Below are 25356 nucleotides of genomic sequence, written 5' to 3' on the forward strand. Positions count from 1 at the left end.
TGCGCCCGTCACAACAACACCGTGGCTCAAAAAAATGTTAGCGGCTGGCGATGCTCGTATCCATCGTGCGGTACGAGGTCATAAAGGAAGCTGCATCTGTGGCTGAGGTCTCCGTCATCGCATCAGCAATCTGGCTTTGCAGCTCATCCCGCAGGCGGCTCACCAGGTCCAGGCCCTTCGATGTCACCCGGACCATCACCTTGCGCCGGTCATCAATGGCGTGCGTACGCTCCATGTATCCCAGCTTTTCCAGGCGGTCCACCAGACCGGTGGCGGCGGCGGTGGAATGGCCCATTTTCCGGGCAATGTCTGTCATCGTCAGCTCCTTGGAGGTGGCCAGATATCCCAGCAGGAAAAACTGGGCGAACGAAATATTGTCCCGGTTTAACTCTTTGGACAAATTAAGCAAAAATTCACGCTGACTGAAGAGGATAAAATCCGCAAGTTTAGCGTGATCTTTGATTTCAGGTTGAAGAGTGGTGGCCATAAAGTGGGAGCTGAAGGTCTAGCTGGTCGGGAAAATTTTAAATAACTTTGAAAAAGGTAACCAACTCCAAAGGTAAGCGCAAGCTAATTCCATAGAATCCATAAATTAACAGGCCTGCTGAATACTAAATTCTCAAACTCAAGAATTCAACAGGACTGGATTATCAAGCATGACAGCGCAAAAGACAAGAATTTTCTCACTTCTCTTTGCAAAAATTAAAAATTCCCTCGGTTCAGCCCCGGGCCTGGGCAGCTACCGTCATCCAGGCTAAGATGTTCCTTTAGTGCGCTTCCAAAAGGGCTCATCTGCCTTCACAAGAGTTGAATAACAAAGATTATGTCGCTATGGAAGGAGCCCCCCCAACTTAACCCTCGTCTTCATCCCCCATGAAGTTGCGCACTCTTCTCACATCCGCCCTAGCTGTTTCCGGTCTTCAGTTCACCGCCCCGGCGGCAGATCTCTATTGGGGAGGCGATGCAAGCAGTTCGTTTCAAACCTTGGGGAACTGGTGGGCTGACCTGAACCGCAGCACCGCCGCCACAGCCATTCCAGGCGCAGCGGATGTCGCCATCTTCAATGCCCTTGCTCCGGTGCCTTCACAGATTGCCACCCTGGGGGCTGACACCACTCTTCTGGGACTGGTCTTCAATGGCAGTTCCGGCACCGCCATCACCCTCGGCACTCTCAATGATCATCTGCTGACCTTGGGTACCTCCGGCCTTAGCATTGAGGCAGGCGCTGCCGCCCATACCCTTAACTCCGCCGTTGCCATCAACACCAGCCAGACCTGGAGCAACCTCAGCAACCAGCTTTTCACCCAGGCCGGCAATGTCAGTTTCGCAAGCCCGGCCAACCAGACGCTTGAGATCAGCGGCACCGGCGGTTTCGCCATTACCGGCCCCATCACCGCCACGGCCAACCGGCGGCTGGCCATCACCAGTTCCGGCCCGGTCACGTTGGGGGACATCAGTTCAACCGCAGTGCTGACCTTTGACGTGGCCGATGGACTGAACCCGGCCATCACCGGGACCATTTCAGGCAGCGGCAGCATCCACAAGGAAGGCAGCGGTAAGCTGACTCTGTCCGGAGCGAACAGCCTGACCGGGACCATCCGCCTGCTGGAGGGAGAAGTCGTCATCGCCAAGTCCAACACAGCCAACAGCCAGACCATCTTTGGCCTGGCCAGCGGTGCGCCCGGCTCCAATGGGTTTGGAACCCTCACGCTGGATAACAGCACGGAAGATGTGAACTACCGCACGAACACGCTTTACGTGCATGCCACCAGCGACGGCGGCATCATCACGTCCACAGGAGGCAGCTTTGAGGCCACCCTGTCCCTGAACGCCAACCGCAACTTCATCATCAATGATTCGACGGCAGAAATTGACCTGCTGGTCACCGTCGGGATTGCCAACGGCGATGCCAATGCCCGCACGCTGACCAAGCAGTCCATCGGCACCATGGTGATGCAGGGTGCCAATACCTACACGGGTGCAACGAACGTGGACCGTGGAAAGCTGATCCTGGATTACAGCCTGAACAATGGGGATAACAAGCTGAGCAACTCCGCCACCACCAGCCTGCGCGGCGGACACCTGGAACTGCTGGGCAACAGCAGCGCCGCCACCACGGAAGTGGCCAACGCGCTGGCGGTGACCAACGGCAGCAACGTGCTGGCCCTCACCAGCCAGGGAGGCCAGGAGGTGACCTTCACCCTGAACGGCAACCTGAGCCGCAGCACAGGCACAGGCGTGCTGGACATCCAGAGCAACGCCCCTGCCCTGACGCACTTCATTGTCGGCGGGACGCCGGCGAACAATGCGGATGGATTTCTCGGCGGCTGGGCCACCTACAACGGCAGCCGCTGGGCCACGCGAAATGGGTCCAATGAAATCGTCGCCCTGGCAGGAACGGTTCAGAATGACAAAGGCCTGTGGAGTGCCGGTGAAAACATCATTATGGACGCGGCCTCCACAGGGGCTCTCGTGACCCCGGAGGTGGCCTCCCTGATTTTGGACTCGGCGGCAGGCGGTGCGCTGATCCTGGACAACAACGCCCGGGCTCTAACTTTGACCAGCTCAGCCATTCTTGTGAGCAGCAACGTCACAGGAGATACCTCCATCGAAGGCGGCCAGATCTTGACCCGCAACAGCGCGGTCACCGCCACCAACGAACTCATCATCACCAACCACTCCACCGGCAAACTGACCGTGGGTGCCAACCTGGGCGGCAGCAATACGCTGCTCTCCGCCATCCAGCACATCACCCTGGGCGGGGCCGGAGTCATCGAACTTGCCGGCTCCAACAGCTATTCAGGCAATCTGTATGTGCAGGGGAATGTGAAAGTTTCCGGCGGCGACGCCATCAACGACTATCGCAACACCATCCTGGCCACCGGTGGCAGCATGACGGAAAACGGCGCCCTACTGGACCTGGACGGCGGCAGTGAGGGCATCGGCAACCTGTCCGGCGGCAGCGCCGCAGAAAACACCTACCTTTCCAACGGACCAGGGGAGGTGCGGCTGGGCACGGGCGGTGCCTTGACGCTGAACCAGACGGCGGACTCCACCTACAACGGCATGTTCACCGGCTCCGGCGTGATCACGAAGCGCGGCAACCGCACCCTGACGCTGGCTGTCAATACGCACAGCTTTACCGGAGAGGTCGTGGTCGAGGGCGGGTCCATAACGGCCAACGGTGCAGGCACCGCCTTTGGCAGCATCAGCACCCTGCGGCTGCGTGGCGGCTCCTTCACTTCCGGACAGTCTGCGACCTCTGCCACGAACAAGATCAACAATTCTGCCACAGTCATTCTGGAAGGCACCAGCGGCAACGGCCTGCACATCCTTAGTTCCGTCAATGGCGCACGCACGGAAACCTCCAGCAGGCTGACCCTGGGCGGTGGCGCAAACACCCTGACGGTGGAGAACACAGTCACGCCGTCCGCCACCTTTTCAACCGCCACGGCCACCCTGGCCTTTGGCTCAGGCAACCCTTCCTTCAGCCGCCTGAACGGAGCCACGATGCTGGTGCGGGGGACTAACCTTGCCGGCACCGCCAGCGCCTCCACCGTGGCCACCCGGGTCACCTTTTCCAACACCACCGCCATCAATGCAGCTCACATCGGCACCAGCACGGCCACCACCCAGAGCTCCTCCGTGACGACGCTGAAGATCCTGCCTTTTGGCATCGGGGAAAACGATGTCGCCGGTGTGGGCAATTCCTTCCTGACCTACGCCACCACCCTTGGCCTCCGGCCGCTGGCGGAAAGTGAATACGCCACGGTTTACGGCAGCGCCGCCGCCGATGACAACCTGAGCCTCAGCGGCAGTGCCACGGGTCTGGCTGAAAAGACCTTCAATTCACTGCGGCTGGTCAACAGCAGCGGCACAGACCCGCTCGCCCTCACAGGCACCGGCAGTCTGACGCTGACCTCCGGCGGCCTGCTTTTCCATGCAGGGGCGACGGAAAATGATGCGACAGTGGACGGATTCAGCCAGATCCTGGCAGGCAACAGCGCGGGCACGGATGATGAACTGGTGGTCTTCGTGACCTCCTCCGCAGGTGCGGCTGCCGGGGCCACGCTGACGCTCAACAGCGGCATTGCCGACAATGGCGGAGCCACCAGCCTGACCAAATCCGGAGCCGGCACACTCATTCTTGGCGGCGTCAATACCTACACCGGCACCACCACCGTGAATGAAGGCGTGCTGCAGTTTGGCCAGAGCACCGGCACCCTGGGCAGCGGCAGCCTGCGCCTGGCGGGCGGGACGCTGCGCTGGGCAGCCGGCAATACCACGGACATCACCGCCGGAGCCCGCAGTGTGGAGCTACTGGGGGCATCTGTTTACCTCACCCCCGGCTCCGCAGGCACCACCAGCACCGGCGGCAACATCCTCTTTGCAGGCAGCACCCTGGATGTGGGCAGCAACAACGTCACCCTCACGGCTGCCATCGGTGAAAACGGTTACGGCGGCCTGACCAAAATGGGCACAGGCACCCTGACGCTGAACAGTGCGCCCACCTACACCGGCACGACGCTCATCGCCGAAGGGGCCATGAATTTCCAGACCATCGCCCCTGGCACGATGGAGGGTCTTTACCTGGCGAGCCGCAATGGAGGCGCGACCCTCAGCTCGACCATTCAGGATGGCCTGAATGTCCAGCAGCTCATTGTCGCCGGTGTGTATGGCAATCCCGGGGTCAATACTCCAGGCGTCACCGCCACACTCACCGTCAATGGCGGTGCGGTGAACATCGGCAGCGGCGCAGGCGATGACTTCGTCCTCATCGGCTATCGTGACACGACCGCCGGTGTGGCGACCTCTTTCACGACGGGAACCGTGGACTTCAGCGCTGCCAGCTCCGTGACCCTGAATGTCAGCAGCCTGGAGCTGGGGACCTTTTATGGAGCTGTCTCTTCGCCCAACAGCCGCACTAGCTCTGGCAGCCTGCTGCTTTCCAATACGCTGAACCACATCACCGCCGGCAAAATTATCCTGGGCAACAGTCCAGCCTCCGTCGTTAACGTGAGTCCGGCCTCCAGCATTAATCTGGGCACCGGCACCACCACCATTCATACGGATACGTTAGTCATCGGCGGCAGCCGGTCGGCGGGCACCATCACGCTAGGCAGCGGCGGCTCCTTTACCCTGCGGGGGCAGCAAGGCGGAAGCACCGGGGCCAATCTTTTCATTGGCGACAATGACTCCAACGGCTCCACAGGTACAAACAATGTCTCTTCCCTGACACTGACGGGAGCCTCCCTGGTGGACCTTAAAATCAATCTTCTCATTTTGGGACGCGTGAGTATCGCGAACACCTCTGGCGGTTATGGCCGGGGCACGCTGAGCTTTGACACGGGCCTCATTGAAGCCACCACCATTCTCATGGCGGACCCGAATTACTCCTCCGGAACGGATAACAACATCGCCAACACCATCGGCACTATCAACCAGTCCGGCGATGCAGTCTTCCGCTTTATGGAATTGAGCCGGGGGAAAGGCACCGCCGTCTGGAACTGGCAGGGCGGGACCTTGCAAAACATCAGCGGCGCGGACCAGACGAATGAAAATGTGAACTTCACCCTCAACGGCAGCGGGGATGCAAACAACCCCGCCCTGCGCACCTATGAGGTAGATGAAGACCGCACTGCCACCTTTGAAAGCGCCGCCGCCCTGACGGGTGCGGGCTCCTTCAGCAAGGAGGGGGAAGGCAGCCTGGCGCTGCATGGAGTGAATACGAACCTGGGCAATGTGCTCATCGCCGAAGGCAGCCTGGCACTGCACGGCAGCGGCAGCATGGATGATGCGGCCTGGTTTAACGTGGGCACGGCTGGCACCCTGGATGTGACCGCACGCACGGCTTCCTCCTATACGAGTGATGCGGTGATCTCCGGCACCGGCACGCTGAAAGCCACCGGCGGGAGCTTCACCATCGGCAGCAACGTGGGCAGTGTGAATGCTGACGGCGTGCTCAAGCCGGGCAGTTCCAGCTCCATCGGCACTGCTGCCTCTGCTGCTACCGTGGGTGACCTGACGGGCACCCTGCACATCGAAGGCGCTCTGGTTTTGGGCGGGAATGCCGTCCGTGTGGACCGCGCCGTGCTCCAGGCCGGCAGCACCGACCGGAATGCGGCAGCCACTCTCGACACCCTGCATGGCGGCAACTTGGCCACCTGGGTGGACAACATCCCGGCTGACTTCGCCGCATTTATGACCGGGGCAGGAAGCGGGCACGACCTGATCACCATCTCCGATGGCCTGACCCTGAATGAAAACGGCGGCATCACCATCACGGACTACGATGGTTACAGCGGCCAGTTTGGCGATGTGTTTAACTTCCTGGACTGGAGCAGCCTGGCCGGCCTGACCAACAATGGATTTGATGCCGGCCCACGCTATCAGACCGGCATCGAAACCGGTCACGACCTCACCCTCTTCACCCTCACCCCCGGCCTCCAATGGGACACCAGCCTGTTCCTGAGCAACGGGGTGCTCGTGGTGGTGCCTGAGCCATCCCGGATGCTGCTGCTTTTCATCGCCCTTGCCGCCTGCACCTTCCGCCGCCGCCGCGTATAAACAGCCTCACTTGCGGAAGATGAAATAAACCGCCCCGCACATGCAGAGCGCCGCCCAGAGGTAATCCCACTTCAGGGGCTGCTTCATGTAAAAGAACACAAAGGGGACAAAAACGGTCAGCGTGATGACCTCCTGGATGATCTTGAGCTGGGGCAGGTTCAGCGCGGTGCTGCCGATGCGGTTGGCAGGGACCTGCAGGGCATATTCGAAGAAGGCGATGCCCCAGCTCACAACGGCCGCGATGAACCACGGCCTGGCCTTCATGTCCTTGAGGTGCGCATACCAGGCGAAGGTCATGAAGACATTCGCGACTGAAAGGAGACAGACCGCTTTGACAATGGCCCAGTTCATAAAAGGTGGTTACTCCACCAGATACAAGATGCGCCCGCAGCTTTCGCATTGGGTGATGGTTTCATCCGCGCGCAGTTGCTGAATGGTGCCCATGACGACCTTCATGTGGCAGCCAGCACAGATGCCGTTGATGAGGGCGACGACAGCTGAATCGCCCTTTTTGTTAAACAGGCGGTTGTAGAGATCCAGCACGGGGGTGTCCACCGGGGTGGCGAGGGTGCTGCGCTCGGCCTCCTCAGCGGCAAGGCGGGTCTTCACCCCTTCCGCACGGATGGCGAGGGTTTTGAGATCCTCATCCACACGCTCCTGGGTGATGGCCAGCTTGGCCTGTGCTGCTTTGAGCACGGCTTTGGCGGATTCCAGGGTTTCCATGTGCTCAAGCTCCGTGTCTTCCAGTGCACGCACATCGGCTTCATAGCGTTTGATCTCATGACCGAGCGCCTGGAACTCGTCATTTTTGCGGGTCTCAAACTGCTGATCGTGCAGGCGCTTGATGGAATTTTGACGGGTCGCGATGTCCAGTTCCACGCTTTTGATTTTCACCTCGGTTTCCTTGGCATGCAGATTCGCGGCTTCCACGGCGGCCAGATCCCCGGCGAGCTGCATTTTGGCCATGGCCTCGTTCTTCGGGATGTCCTTGAGTTCTTTCTGGAGGGAGCGGATGCGCTGGTCCCGTTCCTGGAGTTTGAGAAGCTGGGTGATTTCTGGAAGCATTGTGCCGCCATGATGGCGCAGGATGCCGGGCGGGTGCAAGGACAACACGCAGCAAAGCGCAGCTTCTACCGGGGCGGGAGAGCGGGTCTGTCAATGAACAAAAAGGCCCGCAGCGGGAGCGGTGCTCACCGGTGCGGGCCGATTTTGCCAGCCAGACCTTACTTCCGCCGGCGGCGGAAGAAGACACCGCCCAGACCGGCCATCAGCAGCAGGACGCGGCCCGGTTCAGGCACGACGACGATGATGCCATGGGTCGTGAAGAGGCTGGTGTTCCAGAAAAGACCTTCGCCAAGCGTGGGGAGGTAGAGGTCGGTATTTTCATACCCGCCACCTGCGCGATTGCCAGTGCCAGCATCGAAACCTGAATTGAGAACGGCATTCCAGTCCAAAAGGTTGAAAACCGCCCCATCGCCGGGAGAATATCCGGTGAGCAAGTCCACACGGATGGTGCCATGCTGATTGAACTCCAGGGTGCCGCCGACATTGATGTAATCGTGCAGGCTAAGATCGCCAAAAGTGCCGTCCAGCACGCCCATCTGATCGGCAGTGCCCGTGGCCAGCCCTTGCAAGAAGGCTTCCACATCACCGCCTGCCCAGCCGAGGGCGGCCAGGGTGGTGGTGGAGCCGCCGAGCTGCAAGGTGAGGCGCTCGACCGGCAGGATGGCAGTTCCTGCGGCAAGGGTAAGATTCTGCGTGATCTGGAGATGCCCGATCATGTCCCCGGCCGTGGCCAGCCCAGAGGTGGAGCTGAGACCCGGAGCGAGGCGGCCACTGCGGCTGGCAAGCCCGACGGCATCCTTGACGACGAGGGAGCCGGTGATGATGCCGCGGCTGGTATTGTCCGCACGCTGGGCACCGACGCCGCCACCACTGATGACGCCATCAAATTCGTAGGAGCCACCGGTGCGGCCGCTGACATCCAGACCCGTGCCTGCGGCCATCCGGATCCAGGGGGTCTCGTTCACCGCGCCATCACCAGTGAGCAGAAGCCTTCCGGCATTGATGAAGGTATTTCCCACATAGGAGCTGCTGGCGGAGGACAGGGCGAGGTCACCTTCCCCGCTCTTGACGAGATGGGTGGAGCCATGGATCTGACCGCCATAAGTGGTGTCGCCAGCCTGGTTGACAGTGAGGGTGTTATAATCAAAACCGCCGTTGTGAACGGAGCCGCCGGTGCCCTGAAGGGCCGCCACTTCCTGGTCATACCCATTGAGATCAAACATGCCGGAGAACCGGGTCGTCAGCTCTGTGGTGACTGGGAGGGTATTGTTCCGGCCGATCTGGAGGATGCCATTTTCAATGTTGGTGTTCCGGAAGCTGTTGGCGCTGCCATTGAGGAGAATGATGTCCTGACCGACCTTGGTGAGGTCATGGTCGCCCGTGATGTTGCCATCAATGTGGAGGTAGGAACCGCGCAGGCCCGGATCGTTGGGATTCAGGTTGGTGGTGGTGTTGAGCTTGCCCATGTCATAAAGGAAATGGTTGGCTGCGTTGGAAGTGCCAGCGGGGTATAGCTGGCCCAGCAAGGAATCGGCTGTCAAATTGACGGTGATGCCGCTGCCCAGGGTGTGGTTGACGGCGACCTGCTCCCAGTCCAGCGGAAGGTAGCCCATGATCGAGCCGCCATTCAGATTGATGGTGCGGGTGCCGGTCTGGTTGGCCATGATCTGAAGATGCACGCCGGATGGCAGGCTGTAATCGCCGCTGCCGCGCGCTTCATTGACGGCCCAGCGCTCCGTGGAGCCCCAGGCCTGGGTAAGGGTGGCGGTAGGGGACCAGTTGGCCACGGCGATTTCCAGGGTGCCTGTGGGGTTGATGGTGGCATTGATGCTGGCATTGCCAAAAGCACCGTTGTGCATGACGCGGACACCGCCGTCGCCGACGGTAAAGCTGCGCGAGCCGGTGAAGGTGGCGCTGTTATCTCCCAGGGTCAGCATGCCGATGCCGGTCTTGCGGACATCATACAGGCCCTGGTTGTTCAGGCCGCCGGTGCCGTCACCATGGCCGAGCTGCACACCCGTGGTCGCTCCAGGGGCGGCGCGGTCCGTTTCAACATGCAGCAGATAATGGTCGTGCAGAGTCACGGTGCCGGTGCGCATGGTGCTGCGCAAGCCGTCCATCCGCAGGATGACGGTGCCTTCCTGGCCGGTGCCGGCAACGGTATTGGTGGTGCGCAGGTCTATGGCCGGGACCTGGATGGTGCGGTCGCTGCCGGCAATGGCGTAGATACGGTTGAAATCATACGCGGTAATGTCCCCCCCGCTCCAGGTGAAGACATCGGGCGAGCCTGGATTGAAGTTGTAGCGCACCTCGGTGGTGTTGAAGGTATTGTCACGGTCATTGGCCCGGCTGCCGTTGAGGATGACCTCCCCGGTGCTGGCCGCGCCGGGGGTGAGGAACTGGATGCCGCCGCCATTGACCACCCAGTCGCCCGTGAACTGGGACTGGTCGGAACGGATGTTCACAAAGGCCGAGCCCGACTTGGTGAACTGGCTGGCGTAGATCCTGCCGTTGAGCTGGAGGGTGTTGTTACTGGCGGAGACGAAAGCCTCGCCATCGCCATCCCCCTCGACAGAAGGGCCAAAGTAGAGATCGGCATTGATGGTGGGTGTATTGGCAACCTGGATGAGACCGCCGCTGCGGATGGTGATGCGGTCAAACCCGGAGCCTGCATTGATGTTGATGTCCCGCTCCAGGCGGAGGGCGTAAACGTCCAGATCGCCGCCCAGGGTGAAGTTGCTGGAGCCCTGCAGGCTCAGAATTTCGGTGCCGTCATTTTCCGTGATGACGCTGCCGGGTGTCAGGGTGGGGGTCGTGTTGGTGACGGCGAGGTAGTTGTCCGGCGCACCTCCCTGAGTGATGAGCTGGAAGCCCAGCGTGGCATCGTATTTGAGGAACTGGCCGTCCGTGCGGCTGGTGATCCAGGGAACCACCATGTTGTTGTCCATGAGGCTTGCACCGTTGGCGGCCAGGAGACGGGTGGCGCTGGCAGTGCCGGCGGTGCCGAGGATGCCGAGGGTGGTGGTGTTATCCACGATGGTGGTGACCATGAGGGTGCCGCTGCCGCTACGGGTGATGTCGCCGGTGCTCAACTCAGACCAGTTGGCACCGCGGCGGCGGAGGACGATTTCCGAACCGCCGGAGACGCTGATGGCACCGATGGTTTCACTGTTGTAAACGCTGTTGGTGTCGTCGCCAAATATCTCGATAACGGAGGTGTTCAGCGCGATGCCGGCACTGTCCGCCCAGCGTCCCTGGGTGTCAGCCGTGCCAAAGGCCGTGCCGTTGTCAAAGCGAATGCGTGAACCGGGATGGAAGACGTAGGCGTTGGCATTGCCCGTATCGGAGTTGCGCGCGGTGCCGTTGCTGCCCTCAATGCGGAGGTCGCCAAAAACATCCACTGTACCGGTGCCCACTGCGGTGCGATAGGTCGTGGCATTGACCTGGCCGGCCTGGATGTTCAGGACGGCTCCACGAAAGGCGCCGCCGCTGTCACGGGTGCGGCTGATCAGGGTGCCGCCGTCGAAGGTGTTGTTGGAATTCGCACCCAAGGTTACGGTGCCGTAGGCCATCGTGATCTGGCCGCCGCCGATGAGGAGGCGGTTGCCAGCCCCTGATAGCTGGTCGGAGTTCCCAGTGACAGGGTTCATGGTGATGGTGCCATTATGGCCGCCGCCCAGGCGGAATTCATTTCCCCCAGGCCCCCAGGCGCTCAGGGTATTGGAGCTGATGGTGCCGCTGCCTTCGACACCGCCGAGCCACCAGCTGGCAAAAGCGCCGCCATCGCGGTTGGCCATGTCCAGGTCGGCCGTGTAGTTGCGCCCGCCACCCAGGGCAAGCACGCCGTTACCGTTGCCATGAATAGTTGCCATCGCAGCAGCGGCCGTCACAGCATCGAATTGGGCATTGCCGCCGTCATTGTTGCGCACGGCAAAGACAGAGAAGGAGCTGGCGCTGGTGACGATCTGGGTGAGACCGGCCGTTCCCAGGTTGCCCACATTGCGCACGGACAGGGCCGCTCCGGGGTAGAGGCGCACGGCACCGGTGCCCAGAGTGGCATTGATCTGGCGCACATTCAGCTCACCCGCCCAGATGTCGGTGCCGCCGGTGTAGGTGTTGGCGGCATTGTTGTCAAAACCCAGCAGGTAGTTGCCGGCCTTGTTGATCTTGCCTTCGCCCGAAACGACGGACCCATTGCGCAGAAGGGTGAAGGCGCTGTCCACGCGCAGCCATGGAGCGTCATTGATGACGACAGAACTGTGAATGTTGATCTGGTCCCCAAAGCTGGCGGACTGGAAGATGATCCAGGGGCTGTTGTTAGTGGTGAGGACGTTGCCATTGTTCGCGGCACCGATGGTGATGTGGGCATTGGTGGAGCCCACGCGCTGGGTAATTAGGGTGGTCTGACCATTGAGTGTGAGCGTCTGCCCTTCGGCATCAAAACGTGAGCCCGCGGTGCCGGAAGTGTTGGCCATGCGGATGGCTCCGAAATTGGAGACCACATCGCCGGAGCCGCCTGCATCAGAGGTGTTGCCCATGGTGTACCACTCCCCGCGATTCACCGTCATGCCGCCCGTGAAGCCGGCATTGTTGCCGTTCATCCGCAGCGTACCGTTACCGCTCTTGGTGATGCCTGCCGCGCTGCTGAAGTCTCCTGTGAGGAGGGCGGTGCCGGCGCTGACGCGGATGCCCACGTCGCTGGTGCCGCCGACCGTGGTGGCACCATTGACGGTGAAGTTGTAGCTGTTCGCGTTTTCGATCTGCAGCAGGGTGCCCGCTGCGCCTTCAGTCCCTTTAATGTCCAGGCTGCCAATGCTGATGGTGCCGTTACCGGAGCCGCTGGAGCGGTTCAGCTCAATGCGTGCGATGGGCACATTTTCCGCCACCACCACCTTGTGGTTGTAGGTGCCGCTGGCACTGGCCGTGCGCAGGCTGAGAAGGGGCATCTGCGAGCCGTTGTTGTTGTTAAAATAGTCAGCATGCAGGGTGATGGTGCTGGCGGAGCCGAGCGTGCCAGGCGCGTTGGCAATGAGGGTGCCGCCATTGATCTGGATGTTCCCGGTGATGTTGTTGCCAGTGTTGGCCAGGGTGAGGGTGCTGGGGCCGCCGCGGGTGAGATTGGCGGCGGTGAGCACGCCGTTGACCGTGAGAGTACTGTCCGCAGAAAATATGATCCCTTCCACCGGAGCGCTGCCACTGCCAAAGTACAAATTGGAGGCCAGAGTGACAGCGCCATTGGTGATGAGGCCGCCGCTATGAATGTTAATCTGGTGGCCGGTGAGGGTGGTGGTGCCGGTCAGACGCAGGGCGTAGGCATTGACAGTGCCGGTGAGCGTGGCGTTTCCGGCAGTGCTGTAATGGGCGATGGAGGTGTTGGTGAGGCCTGCCAGGAAGGTGGCTCCTGTGCCGGTCGTGAAGGGCACATTGACCAGTCCTGTATCGTTGTTGTAGCCCAGGTAACTGAGGTTGCTGACGCTGAGCATCCAGGGATTGAACATGCCGTTGTTCATATTTTCAGTCACCCAGGCCGGATCATTGATGAAGATCTTCTGGGACTGAAGAGCCGCTGACCCCAGCTCCGCAGCCGTGGTGTTGCGGATGGAAAGCAGGGCCTGCCCGGAGCGCTCGATGCCGTCATTGGTGATGAGGATGGACTGGCCATTGGTGCCAGAGCGCTCCATCAAGATCCCGGCACCGCCCTTGACGGTGATCTCCCCGACGACTTCCTGGTTCACGCGACCGCTGTGGTTGATAAGGCCGAGCTGCGCACCGTCCAGGATGATGGGCGTGGTGTCTCCCCACTTGTTTTCATACAGGCCCAGGTTGCTGTTGTCCTGGCGTGAAACGACGAACTGGTCGTTCACATCCATAAGGTAATCCAGCCGCAGCGCCCCGCCGGGCCGCAGGATGACTTTGTTGACCTGATCCCCCGCATCGTTGGTGAAGCGGCCGTCGCCGCGTGCCTCCAGGCGGCCATAGACCTCAAACTCGGGCGTGGCATAGTCACCGTGAAAAGAAAGGAGATTGCCCACGGAGCCGAAGTCTGCACCACGGTGGATGATGGTGTTGCCGGTGAAGTTCTGGCCGCCGTATGTGCGCACCTGGGACTGGGAGCCCGTGGGCACGTTGCCGACATTCACGGGGCTGCGGCCCAGCACCACAGCATTGTCACCAGTCAGGAGGTTCGGCGTCAGCAGTGAGAGGATCCCGGCATTGGTGCCGCTGAAGCGGTAGATATCATCAAAGCCGGCACCCAGTGTGGAGGGCATGTAATAGGTACTGCCTTGGAAGGCGGAGATGCCCCAGCGACCGCTGCCCATGGCCGCCTGGTCCAGCGCGTGGGTGTAAAGGCCACCGTCACCCAAACCCAGGGAGAGGCTGCCGTTGGTGGTGGAGCGCAGGCCGTAATCGGAGACCTTGGCATCCGTGCCGATGTCAATACGGATGGTGCCGGAGGCTTCACTGCCAAAGGTCTGCACACGCTGTCCCTGCGCGGTCAGCACATTGTCCGGCGACATGAGGCGGATGGCCGTCGTGGTGGTGAATCCCTGGTTGATGATGATGTCCCCGGTGCCCGCATTGGCCTGGCTGTTGAAGGCGAGGGTCACACCGGGAGAGCGGATCTCATCCGCGCCGCGCGTGCCAAAGTAAACGGTGCCCTGGGTCACGACCAGGCCGCCGCTCCAGGTGGCGCTGTTGTCGCCATCAATGGTGAGATCGGAGGCACCGGTTTTGTTCATCGTATAACCAGAGCCTCCGTCACTGACGCCGCCGGCGAGCACGAGCTGGGAATCCGTCTGGATGCGCGCATGGTGGGTGAGGGTGGTCTGGCCGTCAAAGCGCGGAATGTAGGTATTGCCGCCGGTGGTCAGGAAGCGCTGCAAATCCAGAGTGAGCGAGCCCATGATGAGCAGCTTGTTGCCGCCGGCACCGGTGGGCCGGTTGGAATCCAGGATGGAATCCGCCCCCTGATGGACGACGTTGTTGCCGATGAAAATGGTCTGCTGATTGGTGGTGCTGTCGCCGATGGCCCAGGCCTCCCACTCGCCGCCGCGCAGCAAAACCGTGGTGCTGGAAGGCAGCGCAGAGGCCACCGAGGTGGGCGTGGCCCAGGACTGGTCATTGAGCCAGGTGCGGACGATGCCCTGGCTGATCTCCAGCGTTTCAAGCGAGTTGGGCAGGCTGCCGTTGATGTTGTCAAACACCAGACGACCGGTACCCACTTTGATGATTTTGGAATCCACGCCGCCGATGATCTGGCCCGAGAACGTCTGGGTGGAGGTGGTGCCGGGGGATTCACGACCGATGGTCAGAGTGGCCGAGCCCAGGTCCAAAGTACCGCCGCTGAACTGAAATTCAGCCCCGGCCCTCGGCCCGGAAAGATTGCCAAACTCCTGGTCAAACCCGTTCAGGTCCACTGTCGCCCCGGGGGCGATGGTGACGATGGAGCCGGTGCTGGCATTGAGATTGCGGAAGGTGGGAAAGACATTGGCTGCGCCTGCACGCAGGGTCCCCTCACTGACCAGAATGCCGCCCTGGAAACTGGCCGCTGCATTCAGCTCCAGCGTGCCGCGCCCAAATTTCACAAAAACCGGAGCGGTATTGACAGCCGGCTCGGCATTCGTTGAAAAGACATTGGTGGAATTATCACGCACATTGGTCAGCGCCACAGAGATGGATGAAGTGGCGGCATCATCCACATACAGGCTCAGCAGGTTATTGCCAAAATTCAGCGCCGAGCCGGAGTTGCCCGTGATGCTGGCACCGTTATTGAGGATGATCCCCGCCTGGCCGCCGCTGCCTACATTCAGGGTGAAACCGGCCAGGTTCACATTGGCATCGGTGCGGAAAGCATAGACAGCGCGGTCATCCGTCAACGTGCTGGGAGTGGTCCCGGCATTGAAGACTTGGGTGGAGCCAGTGGCAGTGTCCAGATTTCCCGTTCCGCCATAGGTCGCAGTGACCACTCTGTAAGGGCCGGAGCCCGTGGTGGTGAGGTAGTCCGCTGCATTGCTGCTGCCGCTGGCAGCGGCCACCGCCCAGGTACCGATGATGCCGTTGGTGAGCGCAGGGGCGCTGCTGAAGGTGATGTTTTCCTGCGTGCCCAAATTGCCCAGCTGCGGCACAAAGGTGACCGTGCCGCCCCCTGCCCTGGTGAGTGAGCCAAACCCAAGCGTGGTGGTGAAGGCATCGTTGGCCTGGTCATTGATGACGAGGCGGGATCCGCCGGCAATGTTCAGCGCACCCGTGCTGGTAGCACTGCCATTGGCCCCGGCCAGGCCGTCAAATTGTAAAATGCCATTGCCGAGGGTGAAAGCGCTGTTGACACCAAACGGGCTGCCGCTCGTAGCCTGCGCCTTGCCGATCAAAGTCCCTGCGGTGACAACAGTGGGTCCGGTGTAAGTGTTGCCGGTGCCTGCCGCAGGATTCAGCACCACTTTGCCATTGCCCACCTTGTTGATGCCACCGGCGGCGCTGACGGTGCCGGTGAAGCTGACATCACCCCCGGTCACGGCGCTGACGTTTACGGCGCGGGTGGTGACGACATTGCCGCTGAAGGTCTTGGCCCCGGCATCCAGACCGCCCAGAGTCTGCAAACCGCCGGTGGCGGAGTTGGTGATGTTACGGCTCAGCGTGCGCTCACCCGCAAGCAGGATCTGCGAAGAGGCCGTGCTGCCGAAAGTGACGGCACTGGTGCCGCCCAGGGCGTTGTCGTTATCCAGTACCAGGTAGCCGTTGTTCACGGTCGTACTGCCGGTGTAGGTATTGGCTCCCTTCAGCCACAGGGTGCCCTGATCCCCCTTGAGGACGTTGAAGCCGCCGGTGATCTGGCCATTGATGGTGGTGAGAGCACCACGTGTGCGGAAGTTGATGTCCCGGCTGAGGGTCACATTGCCGTTCACAGTGAAACGGTAGCCGTGGGACCCGTCGGTGATGAGATCAAAGTTCGTGACACCTGAAAGGGCCGCCCAGGTGATGGAGGAAACCTGGACTTCCTGGTTGGCATTGCCCGTGCTCAGAGAAGCAGGCCCGACCGTGACGATGCGGTTGCTGTTGTTCGTGCCGGACGTGAAGTTGAGCCCATAGTTATAATGATGCGGTCCAGCTCCGTTGATGAGGAACTGCAGGCGGGCCGTACGATCAGAATTGACGGCCATGTTGATGGTTCCGGCCAGGCCGGCTGCGGAGGTGTGGGAAAGGACGAGGTTCCCCTGCTGGAGCTGGGTGATGCCGGCATAAGTATTGGCCGCGCCTAGGACCAGGGTGCCGCCCAGGCGCTTGACCAGCGCACGGTTGCCCGTCCCGGTCTGCTCAACTTCGCCCATCAGGTATAGGAAGCCGGAATTGAAGCCTTGATTGTCAATGCCGACATCAAAGAGGGTATTGCCCGCCGCCGTGTGATTGAGGGTCGTCTTGCCGAGGAAAAGGACACCGTTCTGGCGGGTGGTGGTGGAGGTCACGGTCAGGACCCGGTCCGCGCCGTCCATTCGCAAGGTCCCCATGGACACAAGGCTGCCGCCTGCCCCGTTCAGGGATTCTACCCTCAGGATGGCATTGCCGCCGGAGACATCAATATTGCGGGCGGCATACTGGTTGTCTATCCCGGAATAAAGACCTGCTGCGACAGAGACACGCAGTTCCCCGGCCCTCAGGTTGATGGTGTTATTGCCGGTGCTGAGAGCTCCATTCCTGCCGGCGACGAGCAGGCCACCACTGCCGATCGTGAGCTGGCCGGAATAATTCTGCGCTTCAGGCAGATACACAGCTCCGCCGATGTTGCTGCGGGCATTGTGGTCTATGGCACCAATGAAAAGCGGCAGGGCACCATTCAGCACATTCGCTTTCTGGATAGTGAGGGTGCCGCCCCCGGAACCCAGGCGGAAGGCCAGGTCACCGGCCCCGTGGCCGGTAGGGGAAAGTGTATCTCCCGTGAAAATGCCATTGGCACTGGTGGCACCGAACCACACGCGAACGTTGGGGGCGACCGCAGCGATCATGCCTGTAAAATCCACACTCGTCGGCCCCATGCCATTCATCTGCACGGCCACATTGCGGGCGTTACCGGCCTGGTTATTGGCAATGAAGATGTTGTTTCCGCCGCTGTCCTGCAGCCCGCCGCCGGTGGCGGTGAAGCTCTGGAAAGAGATGCCGCTGCCATCGCCATAACCCGCGCCAAAGCCGATGGCAGAGGCATTGTCATTGCTGGCGTTTTGCAGAAAGATGCGCTGATTGACGCCAATGTGGCCGGGAGACTCCAGATGCAGCGCCCCGGCCGCTCCCACCTGCACGTCATTACCAACGATGTCCGCCCCCAGATTACCGCTGCCCCGTACCCAGACGAGCCCCTCATCAATCAATGTTCCGGACTTGTAAGTCTTGGCTGAATCTATGAGCAGGGTGCCGCCGCCACGCTTGACGATGCCGCCGTTATACACGTCGTTTTCAAACCGGCCAATTGCCCCGCGGCCCGCCCCCGAGGCAGCCCCGTCCAGGCGGATGTAGCGCTGCTGCCCCCCCAGATCCAGGGGGTTGACCAGGGTCAGCGCATGGGTGGCTGTGCCGCCATTTAAAGTAAACATGCTCGGATTAAAGTAAGCGCTACCCCACACGACCGCCTCTTCCGCACCGCCAAAGTTCACCTGGATGGCCCGTCCAAAAGCCCCGAATCCGCCCCCAGAGCCGCCGGTGATCTGCACCTGGCCGGCACCGCTGCCGAGCGCCCGCAGGATATCCCGGTCCGTATCAAAGGTGGACTGTCCGATGACGCTGCCCTGGATATGGAGATTGCCACCGCCCAGCGCACTGTAAGCACTGTTGTCTGCAGCATAACCGATTCTCTCCCGAAGCTGGCCTTCATTGATGAATGTTTTGCCTGTATGGAGCTGGGTATTGAGAAGGGAGAGCAGGTTGGGGCCGGTTTTGACGAGACTCACCGGATTGGCCCCATTGTCCACGATCACCGCGCTGAGGTTGAGGCTGGCATTGGAGTGATGGAGGAACAGCTCATAGGTGGCCCCTGGGCCGGGACCGGCCGTCAGGTTGCCGTTGCTGATGGTGTGTGTGGACGTGACCGAGGCCCCGCGGCTGATGAGGACACCGCCGGAATCCACCGTCAGGGTGTTGCCGCCCAGATCCAGTGTGCGCCCCGTATCCGAATACATGTTCAGCGAGTTGATGGTGCGGTCGCCAGTTAGCGTGGCGGCAGCCGTGAGCTTGACATTCTGAGTGCTTGCCCAGCCCGTCTGCGCAGTGTCAATGCTGTAGTCCCCGGCTACCAGCGCTGTGTATCCGTTGGCCCCATATTTGACAAACTCGCCGGCGGTATTCGTGAGGCGCGTCGTCGCCCACCCGCCCAGAATGCCATGGGTCATGGCAGGTGCGCCCAGGTCCAGGATACGTGACTGGGTGCCCGCACCGAGCTGCTGCCCGCCGCTGGTCACGCCGTCCAGGTTGAAGAGAATCGTGGATCCAGCCGTTCCTCGTGTCAGGCTTGTGAGAATGAGCTCCTGGGTCTGGCCATTGGAGACCGAGCGCATGTCAATGACATTGCCGCCGTTTTGAAAGGTCACCGGTCCCAGAGTTTCCGTGTGGCTCAGGGTCTGCACCGTCTGCATGCGGATGCGGGAGCCGTTGAGAGTGATGGTGCTGGTGTCGCTGTAACGGTCGTTGTTGATCGCAGCTCCGCTTTCCTGCAGGACGTAGAGCAGACCGTTGGTCATGTTAAAGGCGGAGACAGAATTGTAGCCGCCAGCACCGTTGCTCTTGCTCCGCAGTTCCCCCAGCGTGGCAGAGATGCTGCCCGAATAGGTGTTGCCCGCGTTTTGGAACCGCAGATATCCCATCCCGTATTTGGTGATGTCCGCCGACCCGGAGATGAGGCTGTCAAAGTTCAATGAGGCAAAAGCATGCAGCCGCAGGGCATGGTCCACCCCCAGCGCACCGCTGAGGGTCATGGCGCCACCGGTGGAATCGCTTTGGATCAGGGCCGCGCCTTGCATCGTGATGGCACCGGCCACGGTATTCGTATTGACCCCCAGCATGTTGCGGATGGCCCCCATTCCGAGGTAGCCGTTGCCTTCGATCGAGATGGGTTTGCTGCCCATGTTCATCCCCGCCGCCCCGGTGGCCGTGCTCAGCGCCAGGGTGGCCCCCGAGTTCACCACGGTGGATTGCGCCGTGCTGCCCAGACCCGTCGTCGCGACGTTCACCAGCGTGATGCCGCCATTCAGGACGTTGCCGCCAGTGAAGGTGTTCCCGCTGCTCAGCACCAGCATACCATCGCCGTTTTTCACCAGACCAAAGCCTGTGCCGCTGATGACGCCTGAGAGGATCATCGTCCCCTGATTGATCTGCGCCGTCAGATTTTCGGTGAGGCTGATGGGAGCGCTGATCTGGCTCGTTCCATTACCCGTTTTCAAAAGGGTGGCGGTGCTTGTACCGCTGTTAAAGACCAAAGACCCGCCTGTGCCAGGGGCCAGAACAAAACGACCTCCCCGCTCATTGCTGAACTGCAGGCTGCCAAGCGTCACCGCCCCGTTCAGGGAAATCGTCTGCGTCCCGCCGGGTGTGAAACCCAAAACAGCCCCGGCTCCAATGGCATTGGGCACGGTGCCTGTGTCCCAGTTCAGCACGCTTTGCCAGTCAAAGCCGCCAGTCCCCTGCCCCACCCAGTTGACCGGCGTTTGCGCGGAGACCTGCCCCCCTGCAAGCACAAGAAAAGAGGTCAACAAAGCTTGGGCCCATCGCCAGCTTGCAAATCGGGACTCTTTGGCGACGGTTGAGATAGGGATTTGAGGCATAGCAGGTTGGAAAAAAGAGGGCTGGTAAACAGAAAAGCAGGCGGGATTAAAGATCCTCCGCCGATAAGAAGGCATGGCGCTTAACCCATGAAGAGCAGAGTCGCATGACGAGGGACCATCCTGCTAATGGGACGGCAAAGATATGGCTGAACAGTGGCATGGCTTCTGCTTGACTCACAGAGACGGGTAGAGATCCAAAAAGACATTCTCCCCGGCGAAATACCCGGCGTTTGCCCGCAATTGGAAAGAACCCTTTACCATTTGCGAGCTGAAACCATTACTTCACAGGGGTTGAAACCCGAATTCATCACGAAGAGAAATTGGATGCGATAGAAAAGTGCGGAACGCTCCCACGATAAAGGAATACCTTATTTACCCATCAAGGCCGCGCAGCAGAAACGCTCCCGCTCAAGTAATCACTTTGGGAAAGGCAAGGACTAACCACTTGACATCTTAATATTATTTACCCGTGTTTTTGATGCAAAAAGCACCCACCTTGTTTCCAGCAGTTCAGGGCAACCACAATGGACTGGAGGCGTTCTGACAGGAGCGCGACCACTGCGGATAAAGGATCGGCTAATTCTTTGGAGATCCACGAATTTGTTATCTTTTGGGAGAGAAGCTGCTTGATGGGAATGTTTGTTTCATTCCCCCCCACCTTTGTTTTGATTGTGACCCTAAGGACCCTTTTTTTCCTGGCTGTGATAAGCACACAAGCAGCCCTCTCAGCCGTCCCTCTTTCCTGGGATGGAGATGTGAACGAAGAAGGGCTGCAAGACGGCCCAGGAACCTGGAATACCACCGCCGCAGACCGGTGGTTCAATCCGGCAGCGATGCCACCTGGCTACCAGGTCTGGAACAATGACCAGGCAGACATTGCCATCTTTGGCACAGGCACGGGTGCCGCCGGGACAGTCACCCTGGAGAGTGCTATCACCGCTGGCGGGCTGACCTTCAATGCCACAGGCTCGGGCAGCTACACGCTCAGCGGCAATGTACTGACCCTGGCCGGAACTCCCATCATTAATGCCAATGTGGCGGCGGCCATCAGCTCTTCCCTCGCAGGAGTGGCGGGCATGACGAAGACGGGCGATGGCGTGCTGACCCTCAGCGGCGGTGCGGCCAATACGCTGACCGGGCTGACTTACATCTCCGGCGGCACGCTGACCACGGCCAAAAGCTCCGGTGTGACGGCCATCGCAGGGGATGTGGAAGTGGCCACGGGCGGCACCTACATCTGGGGGGCGAACAACCAGCTCGCAGACACAGCCTCCATCACCGTCTCCGGCGGAGCGATCACTTTCAGCAGCCGCACCGAGACCTTTGCCAATTACACCCAGACCGCAGGCGGGCAGCTTGGCAGCAATACGGCCATTGTCACCATTACCGGAACCCTGGCCATGTCCGGCGGCACGCCACTGACGCTCAACAGCCGAGGCCGGTGGGCGGCCAATGCGGTGGATCTGACCGGTTTTACCTCCACGGGTAATGCGATCCTTTTTGGTGGCGATGGTGCCGATGTGGTCACCAGCCTCACCGTCGGCAGTGGCGGTCTGACCATGACCGGCCAGACCATTACTCTGAACCGCACCACCACGGCGGGCCGGCGTGGCAATGAGCTGATCCTGAATGGCGGCATCACTTCCTCCGGCCTCAGCCGTATTTCCACCAGCGGCAGCGGGGTGCTGCCTGATGGCGCGGTGAACCAGCTGAACCTGGGCACGGAGATCCGTACCTGGAACGTCCTGGACGAAACGACTACCGTGAGCCTGCCCACGGCCGGGACCGGCGGCATCAACAAGACCGGGGAAGGCATCCTGGTGATGGGAGGCGGAGTTTCGAATACCCATAGCGGCCTAACGACAGTGACCGAAGGAACGCTGAGCCTGAGCAAAAGCGCAGGTGTGGATGCGGTGGGCGGCGACATTTTAGTCAATGGAGGCACCCTGCGCTGGCTGGTTGCGGATCAGGTCCCTGATACCGCCACCATCACGGTCAGTTCCGGCCCGACCCTGAGTTTTGGCGGTCGGAATGAGACTTTTGCCAATTATGTGCAAACAGGCGGGACTGGCATTTCCTCCAGTTCGGGAAATTCCGCCATCGTCACCATCACCGGCAAGGCCACTCTGTCCGGTGGTGGTGCCATGACGACGAACAGCGGCGGACGGATGTCCGTCAATGAACTGGATGCCACAGGCTTTTCCGGTACGGTGCTGAACATCGGCGGCAACAGCGCCGCACGTGTGACCACGTTCACCATCGGTGCCGGAGGCATGACTCTCAGCGGGCAGACTATCTCACTCAACCCCGCCACCAGTGAAAGCAACAAAGGCAGCGAGCTCATCCTCGAAGGAAGCCTCACCGCCACCGGCACCAACAACTTCAACCGCGGCAGCGGTGGTTTTGGGGTGGCCCAGATCAACCTCGGCACTGAAGTGCGTCAGCTCGCCATCAATGCGGGCACCACCACCATGAACGTGCCGCTCATCGGAACGGGGGGCATTTTGAAAACCGGCAACGGTATCCTCCGCCTGACGGCAGCCAGCACTTTTACGGGCAAGACTACCGTCAGTGGCGGCCGCCTGACGCTCAATGCCGACGGCAGCATCGCCGAAAGCACCTGGATCCAGCTGGATTTGGACGGCATTCTGGATGTCAGCGCCCTCGGCGGCGGGTTTACCTATGAGCCAGCCAGTGGCACCCCGGTCATCAGCGGCAGCGGCACGGTGAACGGCAGACTGAACCTGGGCGGCAGCGCCCAAATCCGTCCCGGCAGCACCTCCGAGGCCGCCGCCATTGCCACGGCAGGTGACGGCATCGGGAGTCTGACCATCTCCGGAGACCTCGCCTTCACCCCGTCTGCCCCCGGCACCATGGCCGCCTTTCAAATCCTCAATGCTGGCAGTGCTGATCAGATCGTCATCAACGGCGACCTCACTCTGAATGGCAGCACTTTCTTCGTCGTCACCCTGGATGATGATTATGTCCCCGCCTCTGGTGACGGCTGGGTCCTGCTGGACTGGGCCGGACTGCTCCAGGCAAACGGCTTTTCCGTAGGCGAAAACAACCGCAGCGGCGGCAATCTGGCCGGCAATGAAGGGAATCTCGACCTCCCTGACCTCAGCCCCTGGGGCCTGCTTTGGGACATCACTCCATTGGTTGACGGCGGCTCACTGACGGTGACCATCGTGCCTGAGCCAGGGCGTATGCTTTTGCTGGCCCTGGGCCTGATGACTCTGGCCACCCGGAGGAGGCGCTTTTGAGGAATTCAAATTTTGAGTGGAGCCGGAAGGGCCCCGGACTGCGATTCCAGGGGTGAACCTGCCCGCTCCATTCCGATGTTCTTCCAACCTCCGCTTGTGCTCTTCCCATTCTCAGCTTTGATATCTTATGGCTGCGAAAAATACCTTGTTCCATGCCACTGCGGTTCGTAGGCTGCTCATTCAGAGTACAGTTCTTCTCCTCGGTTCGGCTCTGTCCCTTTCCGCCCAAACTCCGGCCCAGGCCACCGTGGAGCCTGGCATGGAAATGGCGGTGCAATGGCGCTGGACCCCGGAGCCCTCTGATGCCGCCGCCTGGGGCCTTTCTCTGGACGCACCGCCTGCACCTGAACCCGGCTCACCCGCAGCCGCCGGCGGCTCCGCCAACGCGCGGCCACAGGGTCCTCCTGAAACCACCCTGGAATACCAGGTCGTCAAAGGAGACTCCCTCTACGTCATCGCCCGCCGGTATGGCGTCACCGTGGACCAGCTGAAAGCCTTCAACGGGATGAAGCGGGACCTCATCAACATCGGCCAGACGTTGCGCATCCCCAGTCTGGCCGATATCCAGGCCATGGCCCCGCCGCCGCCGCCCCCGCCCAAAGTGGAGCCAGGCCAGCCAGTGAAAGCCGTGCCGGTGCCTGAGGATGAGCCGGAGGTCAAACCCCTGTTGAAGCGTCCCCTGCCCTCCGCCGCCAGCAGCGTGGCGCGCGTGGTGCTGATGCAGGCCTACCTGGACCGCCAGGGCTTTTCAGCAGGCCCCATTGATGGCACGGACGGCCCGCTTTATGATGCCGCTTTGCGCTCTTATGAGACCGCCAATCCAGGAGTGCTGACCTTTGAGATGGGCCAGGTTCCGGCTGTGCTCACCCAGATGGGCGGAGCCTTCATTGACTATCAGCTAAAACGGGAGGACTTCCGCTGGATCGCCCCGGAACCGGAGGCACCGCCATCTCGGTCCCGCACCCCGGCCCCGGCCGCACCAGCCGTCACCTTGGAAAGCCTGACCGCAGGCACCTTCCTCCCCTATCGCAATGTCTGGGAGTTTGTCGCCGAGCGCTTCCACTGCTCGGAATCATTCCTGCGCCGCATCAACTCCGGACTGAAGTCTCCAGTGTCTGCTGGAGCACTGTTTTTTGTTCCCAATGTCATCCCCTTTGAGATTGAAACGGCCCTGGATGAACCCTTGCAGCCCGCTGCCGATCCGGCCAAACCCGTCACCGCCACCATCGTCAGCAACAACCGGATGGAAATCCGCCGCAGCGGCAAGCTCATCGCCAATCTGCCTATCGCCGTGGCGCGCCCCGGACTGCGCGGACGCGGCACCTGGAAGATTTTGGAAGCCATCCCCCGCCCGCAGATGACCACGCTGGGAGATCCTGCGGCACCTTTCAGCTCACCGCTTGTACTCCCCGCCGGTCCGAACAACCCCGTCGGCCCCATCTGGATTCACCTGGCCAAGGCCAATGATCCCGCCCCCCTGCCCTATGGCCTGCATGGCACCAGCATCCCCGGTTACATGCGCAGACAGGAGAGCATCGGCGGTTTCAGGATGACCAACTGGAACATCGCCTATGCGGTGCGCCTCCTGCCCGCTGGGACCCCTCTGACCTGGCAATAGCCACCTTGCAGAAGCAGCGCGTTCAGCGCTTGTGCGTTTTGAA

7 protein-coding genes are annotated in these 25356 nt (G+C 61.0%); 3 read left to right on the forward strand and 4 right to left on the reverse strand.

The features are described from left to right. Positions 1-37: 37 nt before the first annotated feature. Entirely contained in the window at positions 38-400 is a 363-nt protein-coding gene (locus WJU23_RS20015) for a MarR family transcriptional regulator (RefSeq protein WP_346334395.1), read from the reverse strand. Positions 401-873: 473 nt separating this feature from the next. Between WJU23_RS20015 and WJU23_RS20020 the strand changes: the two genes are divergently transcribed. Further along, entirely contained in the window at positions 874-6567 is a 5694-nt protein-coding gene (locus WJU23_RS20020; protein ID WP_346334396.1) for an autotransporter-associated beta strand repeat-containing protein, read from the forward strand. 6 nt (positions 6568-6573) lie between these two features. Here WJU23_RS20020 and WJU23_RS20025 read toward each other — a convergent pair whose 3' ends face one another. From WJU23_RS20025 to WJU23_RS20035, 3 genes are all read right to left on the reverse strand, one after another. Beyond that, positions 6574-6918, reverse strand: a complete 345-nt coding sequence (locus WJU23_RS20025) for a DMT family protein (RefSeq protein ID WP_346334397.1) — start codon at positions 6916-6918, stop codon at positions 6574-6576. Between the two features lie 9 nt (positions 6919-6927). Beyond that, positions 6928-7680, reverse strand: coding sequence for a C4-type zinc ribbon domain-containing protein (locus WJU23_RS20030; protein ID WP_346334398.1), 753 nt, complete (start codon positions 7678-7680; stop codon positions 6928-6930). 110 nt (positions 7681-7790) lie between these two features. Continuing rightward, positions 7791-20360 (reverse strand): autotransporter-associated beta strand repeat-containing protein, encoded by a 12570-nt coding sequence (locus WJU23_RS20035; protein WP_346334399.1) that lies wholly within the window; start codon positions 20358-20360, stop codon positions 7791-7793. Positions 20361-21187: 827 nt separating this feature from the next. On the opposite strand from WJU23_RS20035, the gene WJU23_RS20040 reads away from it, so the two are divergent. Then, positions 21188-23695: an autotransporter-associated beta strand repeat-containing protein gene (locus tag WJU23_RS20040; protein ID WP_346334400.1), complete on the forward strand. Its 2508-nt coding sequence runs from the start codon at positions 21188-21190 to the stop codon at positions 23693-23695. Between the two features lie 127 nt (positions 23696-23822). Beyond that, complete coding sequence (locus WJU23_RS20045; protein WP_346334401.1) at positions 23823-25313, forward strand: LysM peptidoglycan-binding domain-containing protein; 1491 nt, start codon at positions 23823-23825, stop codon at positions 25311-25313. Positions 25314-25356 lie beyond the last annotated feature (43 nt).

The organism is Prosthecobacter sp. SYSU 5D2 (assembly GCF_039655865.1).
Lineage (GTDB): Bacteria > Verrucomicrobiota > Verrucomicrobiia > Verrucomicrobiales > Verrucomicrobiaceae > Prosthecobacter.